21 protein-coding genes and 1 tRNA gene are annotated in these 13,425 nt (G+C 63.8%); 18 read left to right on the top strand and 4 right to left on the bottom strand.

Features of this window, described 5'->3' with window-relative positions:
- Window positions 1–14 precede the first annotated feature (14 nt).
- Both proC and VHAB30_RS29870 read right to left on the bottom strand, forming a co-directional pair.
- Window positions 15–872 carry a pyrroline-5-carboxylate reductase gene (gene proC, locus VHAB30_RS29875; RefSeq protein WP_159279595.1) on the bottom strand — a complete coding sequence of 286 codons (858 nt, stop codon included), beginning with the start codon at window positions 870–872 and terminating at the stop codon, window positions 15–17.
- Window positions 869–2,005, bottom strand: a complete 1,137-nt coding sequence (locus VHAB30_RS29870) for an esterase-like activity of phytase family protein (protein ID WP_235926966.1) — start codon at window positions 2,003–2,005, stop codon at window positions 869–871. The genes proC and VHAB30_RS29870 overlap by 4 nt, the downstream gene beginning before the upstream one ends.
- A gap of 257 nt (window positions 2,006–2,262) precedes the next feature.
- On the opposite strand from VHAB30_RS29870, the gene rplN reads away from it, so the two are divergent.
- From rplN to VHAB30_RS29780, 18 genes are all read left to right on the top strand, one after another.
- Window positions 2,263–2,631, top strand: a complete 369-nt coding sequence (gene rplN / locus VHAB30_RS29865) for a 50S ribosomal protein L14 (RefSeq protein WP_009124801.1) — start codon at window positions 2,263–2,265, stop codon at window positions 2,629–2,631.
- Window positions 2,632–2,643: 12 nt separating this feature from the next.
- On the top strand, window positions 2,644–2,976 hold the full coding sequence (gene rplX, locus VHAB30_RS29860) for a 50S ribosomal protein L24 (protein ID WP_062474813.1): 333 nt from the start codon (window positions 2,644–2,646) through the stop codon (window positions 2,974–2,976).
- Between the two features lie 11 nt (window positions 2,977–2,987).
- Window positions 2,988–3,527 carry a 50S ribosomal protein L5 gene (gene rplE, locus VHAB30_RS29855; RefSeq protein ID WP_056576993.1) on the top strand — a complete coding sequence of 180 codons (540 nt, stop codon included), beginning with the start codon at window positions 2,988–2,990 and terminating at the stop codon, window positions 3,525–3,527.
- An 8-nt stretch (window positions 3,528–3,535) separates the two neighbouring features.
- Window positions 3,536–3,841, top strand: coding sequence for a 30S ribosomal protein S14 (gene rpsN, locus VHAB30_RS29850; RefSeq protein ID WP_056576989.1), 306 nt, complete (start codon window positions 3,536–3,538; stop codon window positions 3,839–3,841).
- A gap of 20 nt (window positions 3,842–3,861) precedes the next feature.
- Window positions 3,862–4,257, top strand: a complete 396-nt coding sequence (gene rpsH, locus VHAB30_RS29845; RefSeq protein WP_062474816.1) for a 30S ribosomal protein S8 — start codon at window positions 3,862–3,864, stop codon at window positions 4,255–4,257.
- A gap of 24 nt (window positions 4,258–4,281) precedes the next feature.
- On the top strand, window positions 4,282–4,815 hold the full coding sequence (gene rplF, locus VHAB30_RS29840; RefSeq protein ID WP_062474819.1) for a 50S ribosomal protein L6: 534 nt from the start codon (window positions 4,282–4,284) through the stop codon (window positions 4,813–4,815).
- Window positions 4,816–4,829: 14 nt separating this feature from the next.
- Window positions 4,830–5,195, top strand: coding sequence for a 50S ribosomal protein L18 (gene rplR / locus VHAB30_RS29835; protein ID WP_056577252.1), 366 nt, complete (start codon window positions 4,830–4,832; stop codon window positions 5,193–5,195).
- Between the two features lie 18 nt (window positions 5,196–5,213).
- Window positions 5,214–5,732 carry a 30S ribosomal protein S5 gene (rpsE, locus tag VHAB30_RS29830; protein ID WP_056576983.1) on the top strand — a complete coding sequence of 173 codons (519 nt, stop codon included), beginning with the start codon at window positions 5,214–5,216 and terminating at the stop codon, window positions 5,730–5,732.
- A gap of 35 nt (window positions 5,733–5,767) precedes the next feature.
- The gene (gene rpmD / locus VHAB30_RS29825) at window positions 5,768–5,950 is read left to right on the top strand and encodes a 50S ribosomal protein L30 (RefSeq protein ID WP_019653974.1); all 183 of its coding nucleotides are present in this window, start codon (window positions 5,768–5,770) and stop codon (window positions 5,948–5,950) included.
- Window positions 5,951–5,961: 11 nt separating this feature from the next.
- Window positions 5,962–6,393, top strand: a complete 432-nt coding sequence (gene rplO, locus VHAB30_RS29820; protein WP_056576982.1) for a 50S ribosomal protein L15 — start codon at window positions 5,962–5,964, stop codon at window positions 6,391–6,393.
- 27 nt (window positions 6,394–6,420) lie between these two features.
- A complete protein-coding gene (gene secY / locus VHAB30_RS29815) occupies window positions 6,421–7,734 on the top strand; it encodes a preprotein translocase subunit SecY (RefSeq protein ID WP_056576979.1) in 1,314 nt (437 codons plus the stop codon).
- A gap of 66 nt (window positions 7,735–7,800) precedes the next feature.
- Window positions 7,801–7,914 carry a 50S ribosomal protein L36 gene (gene rpmJ / locus VHAB30_RS29810; protein WP_013544106.1) on the top strand — a complete coding sequence of 38 codons (114 nt, stop codon included), beginning with the start codon at window positions 7,801–7,803 and terminating at the stop codon, window positions 7,912–7,914.
- A 23-nt stretch (window positions 7,915–7,937) separates the two neighbouring features.
- On the top strand, window positions 7,938–8,303 hold the full coding sequence (gene rpsM, locus VHAB30_RS29805; protein ID WP_013544105.1) for a 30S ribosomal protein S13: 366 nt from the start codon (window positions 7,938–7,940) through the stop codon (window positions 8,301–8,303).
- A 12-nt stretch (window positions 8,304–8,315) separates the two neighbouring features.
- Window positions 8,316–8,720, top strand: a complete 405-nt coding sequence (gene rpsK, locus VHAB30_RS29800; RefSeq protein ID WP_009124825.1) for a 30S ribosomal protein S11 — start codon at window positions 8,316–8,318, stop codon at window positions 8,718–8,720.
- A 130-nt stretch (window positions 8,721–8,850) separates the two neighbouring features.
- The gene (gene rpsD / locus VHAB30_RS29795) at window positions 8,851–9,474 is read left to right on the top strand and encodes a 30S ribosomal protein S4 (RefSeq protein WP_056576976.1); all 624 of its coding nucleotides are present in this window, start codon (window positions 8,851–8,853) and stop codon (window positions 9,472–9,474) included.
- 142 nt (window positions 9,475–9,616) lie between these two features.
- A complete protein-coding gene (locus tag VHAB30_RS29790) occupies window positions 9,617–10,606 on the top strand; it encodes a DNA-directed RNA polymerase subunit alpha (protein ID WP_056576973.1) in 990 nt (329 codons plus the stop codon).
- A gap of 95 nt (window positions 10,607–10,701) precedes the next feature.
- Window positions 10,702–11,100 carry a 50S ribosomal protein L17 gene (rplQ, locus tag VHAB30_RS29785; protein ID WP_056576970.1) on the top strand — a complete coding sequence of 133 codons (399 nt, stop codon included), beginning with the start codon at window positions 10,702–10,704 and terminating at the stop codon, window positions 11,098–11,100.
- Window positions 11,101–11,118: 18 nt separating this feature from the next.
- Window positions 11,119–11,195: transfer RNA gene (locus tag VHAB30_RS29780), tRNA-Met, on the top strand.
- A 202-nt stretch (window positions 11,196–11,397) separates the two neighbouring features.
- On the opposite strand, the gene VHAB30_RS29775 is transcribed toward VHAB30_RS29780, so the two are convergent.
- On the bottom strand, window positions 11,398–11,796 hold the full coding sequence (locus VHAB30_RS29775; RefSeq protein WP_056576966.1) for a RidA family protein: 399 nt from the start codon (window positions 11,794–11,796) through the stop codon (window positions 11,398–11,400).
- Window positions 11,793–13,421: an AMP-binding protein gene (locus tag VHAB30_RS29770; RefSeq protein WP_159279593.1), complete on the bottom strand. Its 1,629-nt coding sequence runs from the start codon at window positions 13,419–13,421 to the stop codon at window positions 11,793–11,795. Before VHAB30_RS29770 ends, VHAB30_RS29775 begins: the two co-directional genes overlap by 4 nt.
- Window positions 13,422–13,425: the final 4 nt, after the last annotated feature.

Genomic DNA, 13,425 nt, shown 5'->3' with positions numbered 1-13,425 from the left:
CCCACCTGCTGGTTTCAGCCGCGCCCGAATTCCTCGCCCAGCTCGGCCGCGCGCTTCTGTGCGGCGCGGATGGCGGTCTTGAACTGGCCCTTCACATCAGAGGCTTCGAGCGCGCTCAGGGCCGCGTAGGTCGTGCCGCCCTTGGAGGTCACGCGCTCGCGCAGCACCGAAGGCGGCTCGGTGGCGCTGTGCGCCAGCGCCGAGGCGCCGGTGAAGGTGCCGATGGCCAGCCGCTGGGCCTGGTCGGGCGTGAGGCCCATCTCGACGCCGGCCTCGGTCATCGCCTCGATGAAATAGAACACGTAGGCCGGGCCGGAGCCCGACATGGCGGTCACTGCGTCGAGCGCGGGCTCGGCGTCGACCCAGATCAGCTCGCCGGTCGGTGCCAGCAGCTGGCCGACGCGTGCGCGGTCGGCGCTTTCGACACCCGCCCGCGCGAAGAGGCCGGTCATGCCCTTGCCGACCAGGGCGGGCGTGTTGGGCATGGCGCGCACCACGCGCTCGGTGCCGAGCCAGCGGGCGATGCTGTCGGACGGGATACCCGCCGCCACGCTCAGGTGCAGGGCGCCGCCAGCAAAGGCGCGCACAGGGCGTGCGGCTTCCGCAAAAGTCTGGGGCTTGACCGCCCACACCACCACGGCGCAGCGCGCGAGGGCCTCGCTGGCCTCGGCCCTGGCGACGATGCCGTAGGACTGGGCCAGCTTGGTGCGGGCCTCCTCGAAAGGCTCGACCACTTCGAAGTTGTCGGCCGCGACGCCTTGCTGGATCAGGCCGCCGATGATGGCGCTGGCCATGTTGCCGCCGCCTATGAAGGCGATGGGGGGCAGGGGGCCCGGCGCGGTGCGGGGCAGGAAGGTCACGGCGATGGTCATGGTCGGTCGGTGTAGGCGAAGGCGGCGAACTGCGTCACTTGCAGCGGGTTGAAATTGTCGTCGCTCACGACCACCAGCAGGCGGCGGCCGTCGGGCAAAGGTGGGCCCCAGCACATGCCCTCGCTGTTGTCGAGGCGCGAGAGGCCCAGGGTGGCGAAGTCGGCCACGAGCGTCTTGGCGGCCGGGCGATGATTGCCGGGGGCGAGGGCGTCGATGGCGAGCACGTCGTCGGCGGCCCGGGTGTCTATTTCATACAGGCGCAGCGAATTGCCGGCGCCGGTGGCGTAGGCCCGCTCCAGCACCAGCATCCGGTGGGCGTCGAGCATCAGCACCTCGCTCACGCCGTTGTCGGCGTAGGTGCCCGGCACCAGCGGGCGCAGCGGGATGGCGTCGGGCACATAGGCGATCTGTCGCACGGCGCGGCCGGTCGCGAGGTCGACCAGGGTGAAGCGGCAGGGGCCGCCGGGGGCGGTGGTGGTCGGGACGGGGCCGTCCTGGACCAGGGCGTTTTCCATCGCGAGCCAGGCCGACCGGTCGTCGGGCGTGAGGGCCAGGCCCTCGAGTGTCTGGTTGTCGCGCGGGCCGCGGCGCTGGGTCGGGTCGGGGGCGAACATCGCCGGCAGGGCGAATTCGCGAAGGAAGCGTCCGTCGCGCGCCGATTCATACAGGGCGGGGCCGAAGCCGCGGGCCAGGTCGCCTTCGCTGGTCCAGAGCAGGGTGCCGGCCGAGGGGCGCAGGCGCAGGGCCTCGGGATCGGGAACGGGCAGACCGTCGATGGCCTGGCGCCGCCCGGGCCACGGGCCGCCCCCGGGGCGTTGCAGTTGGACAACGCCGGTGGGCTCGGGCGCGGCGTCGGCCGGCTGGGGCCAGCGTGCGGTGTAGCAGCGCACAGGGGCCAGGTCTGACCGGTCATCGCTGAGAAGCAGGTACTCACCTTTGGCGGGGTCGTAGTCGATGCCCGACAGGCCGCCCGCCGTGGTGTTCTCTATAGAGCGTCGGTGCGCCCAGCGGGCTTCCCCCAGGCGCTGCAGCCGGCCGGTGTCCGGCGCCGGTGTTGCGCTGCGGCAACCCGCAAGCCCCAGCGATCCCAGCCCGAGCAGGCCCGCGCCGCCTGCCAGCAGGCGTCGGCGCAGCACGGAAGGCGACGAAACGAGGGGGGGGATGGGGGCGCGCACGCCACAAAGTCTAGCGGCTGTCGAAGTTCGCGTGATGAGGCAGTTGACATCGCCCGGCATGGGTGCCACAATCGCGGGCTTCGCTTTCAAAAGGCGAAGCTTTCAGCCCAAAGCGGAAGCGTCTCGAGTGGTTCGGGGCGTGGACGACGGGCCCAAGACTGACCGCGGTGTCTCCCTCCTGGAGGCTCATCGGTACAAGTTGGGAATATCAAGAAATGATCCAAACTGAATCCCGGCTCGAAGTGGCCGACAACACGGGCGCGAAATCCGTCCTGTGTATCAAGGTGCTCGGTGGCTCCAAGCGGCGTTACGCCAGCGTGGGCGACGTCATCAAGGTCAGCATCAAGGAAGCCGCTCCGCGTGGTCGCGTCAAGAAGGGCGAGATCTACAGCGCGGTGGTGGTCCGCACCGCCAAGGGCATCCGTCGTGCTGACGGTTCGCTCGTCAAGTTCGACGGCAATGCCGCCGTGCTGCTCAACGCCAAGCTGGAGCCCATCGGCACCCGCATCTTCGGACCGGTCACGCGCGAACTGCGCACCGAGAAGTTCATGAAGATCGTGTCGCTGGCACCCGAAGTTCTCTAAGGACACAACGCCATGAACAAGATTCGCAAAGGCGACCAGGTCATCGTGTTGGCCGGTCGTGACAAGGGTAAGCGCGGCGTCGTGTCGCTGCGCGCAGACGATTCGCATGTGATCGTCGACGGCATCAACCTCGTCAAGAAGCACACCAAGCCGAACCCCCTCAAGGGTACGACCGGTGGCATCGTCGAGAAGACCATGCCGATTCACCAATCCAACGTGGCGATCTTCAATGCCGCGACCGGCAAGGCCGATCGCGTGGGCATCAAGGTCACCCAAGGTGCCGACGGCAAGCGCGTGGCTGTTCGCGTCTTCAAGTCGAGCGGCGACGAAATCAAGTTCGCCTAAGAGGTACTCACATGGCACGTCTCCAACAACACTATCGCGAAAAGATCGCGAAAGACCTGACGGAAAAGTTCGGCTACAAGTCGCCGATGCAAGTTCCGCGTCTCACCAAGATCACCCTGAACATGGGTGTGGGTGAAGCAGTCGCCGACAAGAAGGTCCTCGACAACGCCGTCGCCGACCTGACCAAGATCGCCGGCCAGAAGCCCGTGGTCACCAAGTCGAAGAAGGCCATCGCCGGCTTCAAGATCCGCGAAAACCAGCCGATCGGCTGCATGGTCACGCTGCGTGGCGTGCACATGTACGAGTTCCTGGACCGTTTCGTCACCGTGGCCCTGCCCCGCGTGCGTGACTTCCGTGGTATCTCGGGTCGCGCATTCGACGGCCGTGGCAACTACAACATCGGCGTCAAAGAGCAGATCATTTTCCCTGAGATCGAGTACGACAAGGTCGACGCCCTGCGCGGTCTCAATATCAGCATCACGACGACGGCCAAGACCGACGAAGAAGCCAAGGCGCTTCTCGCTGGCTTCCGTTTCCCGTTCAAGAACTGAGGTGATCTGTGGCTAAAGCATCTTTGATCCAGCGCGAACTCAAGCGCGACAAGCTGGTTGCCAAGTTCGCTGCGAAGCACGCAGAACTGAAGGCAACTTCCAACGACGCGAAGAAGAGCGACGAAGAGCGCGCAGCGGCCCGCCTGGCCCTGCAGAAGCTCCCGCGCAACGCGAACCCCACGCGCCAGCGCAACCGTTGCGAAATCACCGGTCGCCCCCGTGGCACCTTCCGTCAATTCGGTCTGGCCCGCGCCAAGATCCGCGAACTGGCTTTCAACGGCGACATCCCCGGTGTCACCAAGGCCAGCTGGTAAGCCAGGCAGGAGCAAACAACATGAGCATGAGTGATCCCATTGCCGACCTGCTGACGCGTATCCGTAACGCGCAGATGGTGGCGAAGCCCACCGTGTCGGTCCCGTCTTCCAAGGTGAAGATCGCGATCGCACAAGTCCTGAAGGACGAGGGCTACATCGACGGCTTCCAGGTCAAGACCGAAGCCGGCAAGAGCGAACTTGAAATCTCGCTGAAGTACTACGCTGGCCGTCCGGTCATCGAGCGCATTGAGCGCGTGAGCCGCCCCGGCCTGCGCGTCTACAAGGCCAGCACTTCCATTCCGCAAGTCCAGAACGGCCTCGGCGTTGCGATCGTCACGACCCCCAAGGGCGTGATGACCGACCGCAAGGCGCGCGCCACCGGTGTCGGCGGCGAAGTTCTGTGCTACGTCGCCTAACCGAGACATCGAGGAGTTACTGAAATGTCCCGAGTAGGAAAAATGCCGGTCGCCATCCCCGCAGGCGTGGATGTGTCGATCAAGGAAGACCAGATCAGCGTCAAGGGCACGGGCGGCACGCTCAGCCTGGCTCGCAACGCGCTGGTGAATGTCGTCAACAAGGACGGCAAGCTGAGCTTCGAGCCCGCCAACGATTCGCGTGAAGCGAATGCGATGAGCGGCACGATTCGCCAGCTGGTGAACAACATGGTGGTTGGCGTGACCAAGGGCTTCGAGAAGAAGCTCAACCTGGTCGGCGTCGGCTACAAGGCTGCGGCGTCCGGCGCCAAGCTGAACCTGCAAGTCGGTTACTCGCACCCGGTCAACATCGACATGCCGCAAGGCATCACGGTGACCACCGCGACCCCGACCGAAGTGGTGATCAAGGGCGCTGACCGTCAACGCGTCGGCCAGATCGCCGCTGAGATCCGCGCTGTTCGTCCGCCAGAGCCCTACAAGGGCAAGGGCATCCGCTATGCGGACGAGAAGATCGTGATCAAAGAGACCAAGAAGAAGTAAGGGGCAGCAAAATGATGTTGACCAAAAAAGCACAGCGTCTTCGCCGCTCGCGCCAGACCCGCATCCGCATTGCGACGCAGGGCGTGGCTCGCCTCACGGTGAACCGCACCAACCTGCACATCTATGCCACCGTCATCTCCGACGACGGCACCAAGGTGATCGCAACCGCATCGACCGCCGAAGCCGAAGTGCGCGCAGCACTCGGCGCCTCGGGCAAGGGTGGCAATGCCGCCGCTGCCACCGCCATCGGCAAGCGCATCGCTGAAAAGGCGAAGGCTGCCGGCGTCGAGAAGGTCGCTTTCGATCGCGCAGGTTTCGCCTACCACGGCCGCGTCAAGGCGCTGGCCGAGGCAGCCCGCGAAGCCGGTCTGCAGTTCTAATCGGACACGAGATTCAAAATGGCAAAGATTCAAGCAAGAACGCAGAACGAAGGTCCTGAGGACGGTCTGCGCGAGAAGATGATCGCGATCAACCGCGTCACCAAGGTGGTGAAGGGTGGTCGTATCCTCGGTTTCGCAGCGCTGACCGTGGTCGGTGACGGCGATGGCCGCGTCGGCATGGGCAAGGGCAAGTCCAAGGAAGTGCCTGCTGCCGTGCAGAAGGCAATGGAAGAAGCCCGCCGCAACCTGTTCAAGGCTCCGATCAAGAACGGTACGCTGCACCACCAGGTGCAAGGTCACCACGGTGCTGCCACCGTCGTGATGTACCCGGCTCCCAAGGGTACCGGCATCATCGCCGGCGGCCCGATGCGCGCCGTGTTCGAAGTCATGGGCATCACCGACATCGTGGCCAAGAGCCATGGTTCGTCGAACCCCTACAACATGGTTCGCGCCACGCTCGACGGGTTGAAGAACTCGACGACGGCCGGCCAAGTGGCTGCCAAGCGCGGTCTCACCGTCGAAGAAATCTTCGCCTGAGCGCAAGCTCTCGCAAGGCTGAAGGAAGCATTCAAATGACGCAACAACAAACCCTCAAGGTGCAGCTGGTGAAGAGCCCGATCGGCACCAAGGAATCGCATCGCGCGACCGTGCGTGGCCTCGGCCTGCGCAAGCTCAACAGCGTGAGCGAGCTGCAAGACACGCCCGCAGTGCGCGGCATGATCAACAAGATCAGTTATCTGGTCAAAGTTCTGTAAGAGAGACTGATATGGAACTCAATGGCATCAAGCCGGCAGCTGGCGCCAAGCACGCCAAGCGTCGCGTTGGCCGCGGTATCGGCTCCGGCATCGGCAAGACCGCAGGTCGCGGTCACAAGGGCCAGAAGTCGCGCGCAGGCGGTTTCCACAAGGTCGGCTTCGAAGGCGGTCAAATGCCGCTGCAGCGTCGCCTGCCCAAGCGCGGCTTCAAGTCGCACCTGCTGAAGTACAACGCCGAAGTCACGCTGACTGCTCTCGAGCAGCTCGGCCTGGCCGAAGTCGATGTCCTGGCACTGAAGCAAGCCGGCCTCGTGGGCCAGCTCGCCAAGGTCGTCAAGATCATCAAGACCGGCGAACTCACCAAGGCCGTCAAGCTGACGGGCGTGGGTGCGACCGCTGGTGCCAAGGCTGCGATCGAAGCAGCCGGCGGCAGCCTCGCCTGATCACCATCGGACTGAAAGAAGTTCTTCGTGGCAACTAACGCGGCAACGATCGCAAAAACAGGCAAGTTCGGCGACCTCCGTCGTCGGCTCGTCTTTTTGCTGCTCGCGCTCGTGGTCTACCGGATTGGCGCGCACATTCCTGTGCCGGGTATCAACCCGGACCAGCTGGCAGCGTTGTTCCAGGGCCAGCAGGGCGGCATTCTGAGCCTGTTCAACATGTTCTCGGGCGGGGCGCTGTCGCGTTTCACCGTGTTCGCGTTGGGGATCATGCCGTACATCTCGGCGTCGATCATCATGCAGTTGATGACCTACGTGCTTCCGACCTTCGAGCAATTGAAGAAGGAAGGCGAGGCCGGTCGCCGCAAGATCACGCAGTACACGCGCTATGGCGCGCTCGGCCTGGCCCTGTTCCAGTCGTTCAGCATCGCAGTGGCCCTCGAATCGTCGGCCGGTCTGGTGATCGCCCCCGGTTTCGGCTTCCGCCTGACCGCCATGGTGAGCCTGACGGCAGGTTCGATGTTCCTGATGTGGCTCGGCGAGCAGATCACCGAACGCGGCCTGGGCAACGGCATCTCGATCCTGATCTTTGCAGGTATCGCGGCCGGTCTGCCCGGTGCGATCGGCGGCCTGGCTTCGCTGGTGACGACCGGTGCGATGAACCCCATCGTTGCGCTCTTCATCATCGCGGTCGTGGTGCTGGTCACCTACTTCGTGGTGTTCGTGGAACGTGGTCAGCGCAAGATCCTCGTGAACTATGCGCGGCGCCAGGTTGGCAACAAGGTCTACGGCGGTCAGTCGTCACACCTGCCCCTGAAGCTGAACATGGCCGGTGTGATTCCTCCGATCTTCGCGTCGTCGATCATTCTGCTGCCGGCAACGGTGGTGGGCTGGTTCAGCGCCGGTGACGGTGGCTTCCGCTGGATCAAGGACATCGCCAGCGCACTGCGTCCGGGCGAGCCGATCTACGTGCTGCTGTATGCCGCTGCGATCGTTTTCTTCTGCTTCTTCTACACGGCACTCGTGTTCAACAGCAAGGAAACGGCCGACAACCTGAAGAAGAGTGGTGCGTTCATTCCTGGCATTCGCCCGGGTGACCAGACCGCTCGCTATATCGACAAGATTCTGGTTCGCCTGACGTTGGCTGGCGCGGTGTACATCACCTTCGTCTGCCTGCTGCCCGAGTTCCTGATCCTGAAGTACAACGTGCCGTTCTACTTCGGTGGTACCTCCCTGCTGATCATCGTGGTCGTCACGATGGACTTCATGGCCCAGGTGCAAAACTACATGATGTCCCAGCAGTACGAATCGCTGCTGAAGAAGGCGAACTTCAAGACATCGTAGGGCTGTGAGTTTCAGTATTGAGTCCGGGCGGTAGACCGCCACGTTAAACAGTTTTAGGAGAATGAAATGAGAGTTTCGGCTTCGGTCAAAACCATCTGCCGTAATTGCAAGGTCATCCGCCGTAAAGGTGTGGTGCGTGTGATTTGCACCGACCCGCGCCACAAGCAGCGCCAGGGTTGATTGAAGAGTATTAGAGGACGCACATGGCACGTATTGCTGGCATCAACATCCCGCCGCACAAGCACGCTGAAATCGGCCTGACCGCCATTTTCGGTATCGGTCGCACCCGCGCCCGTCAAATCTGCGAAGCGAGCGGCATCGAATATTCGAAGAAGATCAAGGATCTGACCGACGCCGATCTCGAAAAGATTCGCGACCAGATCGCTCTGTTCACGATCGAAGGCGATCTGCGTCGCGAGACGACGATGAACATCAAGCGTTTGATGGACATCGGCTGCTATCGCGGCTTCCGTCACCGTCGCGGCCTGCCGATGCGCGGCCAGCGCACGCGCACCAACGCCCGCACCCGCAAGGGTCCGCGCAAGGCTGCGCAGTCCCTGAAGAAATAAGGATAGACAAGCATGGCTAAAGCACCTGCAAACAACGCCGCACAGCGCGTTCGCAAGAAGGTTCGCAAGAACGTTGCGGACGGTATCGCCCACGTGCATGCCTCGTTCAACAACACCATCATCACGATCACCGATCGCCAGGGCAACGCCTTGTCGTGGGCTTCGTCGGGTGGCCAGGGCTTCAAGGGCTCGCGCAAGTCGACCCCGTTCGCTGCGCAGGTCGCTTCCGAAGTGGCCGGCCGTGCTGCTGTCGAACAAGGTATCAAGAACCTCGACGTCGAGATCAAGGGCCCCGGTCCTGGTCGCGAGTCGTCGGTGCGCGCCCTGGCTGCGCTCGGCATCCGGATCAATTCCATTGCCGACGTGACGCCCGTTCCGCACAACGGCTGCCGTCCCCAGAAGCGTCGCCGCATCTGATCGTCAGTCCGCAAGGCGCAGCCAGCTTTCGAGCGGCTGCGCATTTGTTTTTTCACTAAGCCCACCGCCATCGGCACATCCGCCGACGGCTCCCGCAGGCAACTGCGGCAGATGACACCAAGGAAATACCGTGGCACGTTACCTCGGCCCCAAGGCCAAACTTTCCCGCCGTGAAGGCACCGACCTGTTCCTGAAGAGCGCCCGCCGTTCGATCCAGGACAAGGCCAAGTTCGACTCCAAGCCCGGCCAGCACGGCCGCACCTCGGGTCAGCGCACCTCCGACTACGGTCTGCAGCTGCGTGAGAAGCAGAAGGTCAAGCGCATGTACGGCGTGCTCGAGAAGCAGTTCCGCCGCTACTTCGAAGAAGCCGATCGCCGCCGTGGCAACACCGGCGCCAACCTGCTGTTCATCCTCGAGTCGCGCCTGGACAACGTGGTCTACCGCATGGGCTTCGGCTCGACGCGCGCCGAAGCACGCCAGCTCGTGTCGCACAAGGCGATCACCGTGAACGGCCAGTCGGTCAACATCCCGTCGTACCTGGTCAAGACCGGTGACGTGATCGCCGTGCGCGAAAAGTCGAAGAAGCAGAACCGCATTGTCGAAGCGCTGCAACTCGCCCAACAAGTCGGCATGCCGGCTTGGGTCGATGTGAACGCCGACAAGGCCGAAGGCACCTTCAAGAAGGTCCCGGATCGCGACGAATTCGCAGCCGACATCAACGAATCGCTGATCGTCGAACTGTATTCGCGTTGATTTTCTCTACCCGCCTGCGCGTCTTTGCGCCGGCGGGAGATTGATATTGTTGTTCACGTTCCTGCTCCGCACTCTGTTGCGGATCAGGCGCTTCACCAGCCTTACCGGTGTAACGAGCCGGGGGTATTGAGAGGAAGTCTGCATGCAAACCACCCTGCTGAAACCCAAGACCATCCAGGTCGAGCAACTTGCCGCCAACAAGGCCAAGGTCACGCTCGAACCTTTCGAGCGCGGCTACGGCCACACGCTCGGCAACGCGCTGCGTCGCGTTCTGCTGTCGTCCATGGTCGGCTACTCGGCCACCGAAGTCACGATCGCTGGCGTTCTGCATGAGTACTCGTCGATCGACGGCGTGCAGGAAGATGTCGTCAACATCCTGCTGAATCTCAAGGGCGTGGTGTTCAAGCTCCACAACCGCGACGAAGTCACGCTGAGCCTGCGCAAGGACGGCGAAGGCCCGGTCCTCGCATCGGACATCCAAACCCCGCACGACGTCGAGATCATCAACCCCGACCACGTGATCGCGCACCTGTCGCAAGGCGGCAAGCTCGACATGCAGATCAAGGTCGAAAAGGGTCGCGGCTACGTGCCCGGCACGATGCGCCGCTACGCGGACGAGCCGACCAAGTCGATCGGCCGCATCGTTCTCGACGCGTCGTTCTCGCCCGTCAAGCGCGTGAGCTACACCGTCGAAAGCGCCCGCGTCGAACAGCGTACCGACCTGGACAAGCTGCTGGTCGAGATCGAGACCAACGGTGCGATCAGCGCCGAAGATGCCGTTCGCGCATCGGCTAAAATCCTGGTCGAGCAGCTCGCCGTGTTCGCGCAGCTCGAAGGCGGCGAACTCGCTGCATTCGATGCACCCGCACCGCGCAGCGCCCAGCAGTTCGATCCGATCCTGCTGCGCCCTGTCGACGAACTCGAACTGACGGTGCGTTCGGCCAACTGCCTGAAGGCCGAAAACATCTACTACATCGGTGACCTGATCCAGCGCACCGAGAACGAGCTGCTCAAGACCCCGAATCTGGGTCGCAAGTCGCTCAACGAAATCAAGGAAGTGCTCGCCTCGCGCGGTCTCACCCTTGGCATGAAGCTCGAAAGCTGGCCGCCGGCTGGTCTCGACAAGCGTTGATTTGAATTTTTGAGAAATCGGCCCCCTGAAAAGGGCCAGTGCACCGGACAGTACCTGACACGGCTGTCTGTTTTTATAAAGCAAAGGAAAGCACCATGCGTCACGGACACGGACTCCGCAAACTCAACCGCACCAGCTCGCACCGCCTCGCGATGCTGCAGAACATGATGAATTCGCTCATCGAGCACGAAGTCATCAAGACCACGGTCCCCAAGGCCAAGGAACTGCGCCGCGTCATCGAGCCGATGATCACCCTGGCCAAGAAGCCCACGCTCGCCAACAAGCGCCTGGCCTTCGACCGCCTGCGCAGCCGCGACAGCGTCGTCAAGCTCTTCGGCGAACTCGGCCCGCGTTTCGCCGCGCGTCCGGGCGGCTACACCCGCATCCTGAAGATGGGTTTCCGCGTGGGCGACAACGCGCCGATGGCGCTCGTCGAACTGGTCGACCGTGCTGAAATTAAAGATGCTGGCGCTGAGCAAAACGCCGCTGAATAAGCTATAATTTATACTTGCCGCGCGATGGAGCAGCCTGGTAGCTCGTTGGGCTCATAACCCAAAGGTCGCAAGTTCAAATCTTGCTCGCGCAACCAATTTAAAAGGCTCTTTGAGAAATCAAAGGGCCTTTTTCTTTGGCCGAATTCTTTTGGAAATTCCTGGTCGAAATTCGACACAAAAAAAGCCCTCGCGAAGAGGGCTTTTCTGTTTCCGGGCCAGCCCCGCGAAGAGGCCGGTCTTGAGAACGCGCCGCAGCGGCGCCTGACGATTGCGCTGACGCGCAGCCCAAGCGCAGGATCAGTCCGGAATGACCGCCGTCACCTCGATCTCCACCTTCGCGCGGTGCTCCACCAGCGCCGCCACCTGCACGCAGGTCATGGCCGGGAAGTTGCGGCCCAGCGCGTCGCGGTAGACCGGGCCGAGCTCGGACAGGCGGCGGCTGTACTCGTCGCGGTCCGTCACGTACCAGGTCATGCGCACCATGTGCTCGGGGCCGGCACCGGCTTCGCGCAGCACCTCGGCGATGTTGCGCAGCGCCTGGCCGCACTGGTCGATGAAGTCGTCGGATTCGAACTGCTGCTGGGCATTCCAGCCGATCTGGCCGCCGACGAACACCTGGGTGCCGCGCGCCGCGATGCCGTTTGCATAGCCCTTCGGGGGCAGCCAGCCCGGAGGCTGAATGAGTTTGTTCGTCATGATGGTGTGTTGCTGTTGAGTTGTCTCAATTTGAAGCGCTGGAGTTTGCCGGTTTCGGTGCGCGGCAGCGCCGTCACGAACTCGATCTCCCGCGGGTACTTGAAGGGGGCGATGGTGGCTTTCACGTGGTCCTGGAGGGCCTTCACCATCGCTGCGTCGCCGGTGCTGCCGGGCTTGAGCACGCAGAAGGCCTTCACGATCATGCCGCGGTCGGTGTCGGGCTTGCCGATCACGCCGCACTCGGCCACGGCCGGGTGCTTGAGCAGCGCATCCTCCACCTCCGGGCCGCCGACGTTGTAGCCGGCCGTGATGATCATGTCGTCCGCACGCGCCTGATAGAAGAAGTAGCCGTCGTCATCCTGCACGAACGAGTCGCCAGGGTAGTTCCAGCCGTTCTTCACATAGTCGCCCTGGCGCGGATCGTCGAGGTAGCGGCAGCCGACCGGGCCTTGCAGCGCCAGCTTGCCGACCGTGCCGCGCGGCACTTCGTTGCCCTGGTCGTCGACGACCTTGGCCGTGAAACCCGGCACCGCCTTGCCGACGGCGCCGCGGCGCACTTCGTCGCCGGCGGCCGAGATGTAGATGTGGAACACCTCGGTGCCGCCGATGCCGTCGAGCATCTCGATGCCGGTGGTCTCCTTCCAGAGTTGGCGCGTGGCGTCGGGAAGCGCCTCGCCTGCGCTCACGCAGATGCGCAGGCTCGGCGCCCCGTGCTGCCGGACGAAGGGCGCCATCTGGCGATAGAAGGTGGGCGCGGTGTAGCAGATGGTCGCGCCGACCTCGTTGATGAGCTTCACGAGCGCTTCGGGCGAGAAGGCGCCCTCGGGAAAGTACACCGACGCACCGGCCCACATCGGGAAGATCAGCAGCCCACCGAGACCGAAGGTGAAGGCCAGTGGCGGCGTGCCGACCACGATGTCGTCGCTGCGCGCACGCAGCACGTGGCGCGGCCAGGTCTGGCACATGGCGACCACGTCGCGGTGCGTGGTGACGGGCGCCTTGGGCTTGCCCGTGGTGCCCGAGGTGAAGGCCAGCAGCGCGATGTCGTCGGCCGCCGTGGGGCAGGCCTGGAATACGCCGCTCTTGCTCGCTGCGCGGGCCGACAGCGAATCGGGCGCGTCCGGCTGGTTGAAGGCAATCACCGTCGCGAGCACCGGGTGCGCCTGCTGCGCGGCCACCAGTTCCTCGAGCAGGCGGCCTTCGCACAGCGCGGCCACGGGCTGCGATTTCTCGATGATCTCGCCGAGCTCCTTGGCGCGCAGCAGCGGCATCGTCGCCACCGCGATCAGCCCGGCCTTGACCACGGCCAGCCACGACAGCGCCATCCACACCGAGTTGCCGCCGCGCAGCAGCACGCGGTTGCCGGGCACGAGTCCGAGATCCTCGACCAGCACCTGGGCGATGCGGTTCACCTCGACGCCCGCCTGGGCGTAGGTGAGCACGCCGGCGGGCGAGCGCAGCATCGGCTTGTCGCCGAAGCCCTTGGCGACCGCCTTGTCCAGCAGCTCCTCGACCAGGTTCAACTGGTCGGGGAACTGCAGCTCGGGCAGGTCGTAGCGAAAGACCGGCAACTGCGCGGCAGGCGGCAGGCGGTCATGAACGAAGCGATCGACTTGGGCAGACACGGTT

Source organism: Variovorax boronicumulans (genome assembly GCF_009811375.1).
GTDB lineage: Bacteria > Pseudomonadota > Gammaproteobacteria > Burkholderiales > Burkholderiaceae_C > Variovorax > Variovorax boronicumulans.
The sequence above is the reverse complement of the archived record's forward strand: the minus strand, read 5'-3'. Positions and strand labels throughout refer to the sequence as shown.

What these genes read in the sequence shown, in the direction of transcription:
- proC (WP_159279595.1), bottom strand. Translation starts at nt 872, where the DNA reads ATGACCATCGCCGTGACCTTCCTGCCCCGCACCGCGCCGGGCCCCCTG.
- rplN (WP_009124801.1), top strand. Translation starts at nt 2,263, where the DNA reads ATGATCCAAACTGAATCCCGGCTCGAAGTGGCCGACAACACGGGCGCG.
- rplX (WP_062474813.1), top strand. Translation starts at nt 2,644, where the DNA reads ATGAACAAGATTCGCAAAGGCGACCAGGTCATCGTGTTGGCCGGTCGT.
- rplE (WP_056576993.1), top strand. Translation starts at nt 2,988, where the DNA reads ATGGCACGTCTCCAACAACACTATCGCGAAAAGATCGCGAAAGACCTG.
- rpsH (WP_062474816.1), top strand. Translation starts at nt 3,862, where the DNA reads ATGAGCATGAGTGATCCCATTGCCGACCTGCTGACGCGTATCCGTAAC.
- rplF (WP_062474819.1), top strand. Translation starts at nt 4,282, where the DNA reads ATGTCCCGAGTAGGAAAAATGCCGGTCGCCATCCCCGCAGGCGTGGAT.
- rplR (WP_056577252.1), top strand. Translation starts at nt 4,830, where the DNA reads ATGTTGACCAAAAAAGCACAGCGTCTTCGCCGCTCGCGCCAGACCCGC.
- rpsE (WP_056576983.1), top strand. Translation starts at nt 5,214, where the DNA reads ATGGCAAAGATTCAAGCAAGAACGCAGAACGAAGGTCCTGAGGACGGT.
- rpmD (WP_019653974.1), top strand. Translation starts at nt 5,768, where the DNA reads ATGACGCAACAACAAACCCTCAAGGTGCAGCTGGTGAAGAGCCCGATC.
- rplO (WP_056576982.1), top strand. Translation starts at nt 5,962, where the DNA reads ATGGAACTCAATGGCATCAAGCCGGCAGCTGGCGCCAAGCACGCCAAG.
- rpmJ (WP_013544106.1), top strand. Translation starts at nt 7,801, where the DNA reads ATGAGAGTTTCGGCTTCGGTCAAAACCATCTGCCGTAATTGCAAGGTC.
- rpsM (WP_013544105.1), top strand. Translation starts at nt 7,938, where the DNA reads ATGGCACGTATTGCTGGCATCAACATCCCGCCGCACAAGCACGCTGAA.
- rpsK (WP_009124825.1), top strand. Translation starts at nt 8,316, where the DNA reads ATGGCTAAAGCACCTGCAAACAACGCCGCACAGCGCGTTCGCAAGAAG.
- VHAB30_RS29790 (WP_056576973.1), top strand. Translation starts at nt 9,617, where the DNA reads ATGCAAACCACCCTGCTGAAACCCAAGACCATCCAGGTCGAGCAACTT.
- rplQ (WP_056576970.1), top strand. Translation starts at nt 10,702, where the DNA reads ATGCGTCACGGACACGGACTCCGCAAACTCAACCGCACCAGCTCGCAC.
- VHAB30_RS29775 (WP_056576966.1), bottom strand. Translation starts at nt 11,796, where the DNA reads ATGACGAACAAACTCATTCAGCCTCCGGGCTGGCTGCCCCCGAAGGGC.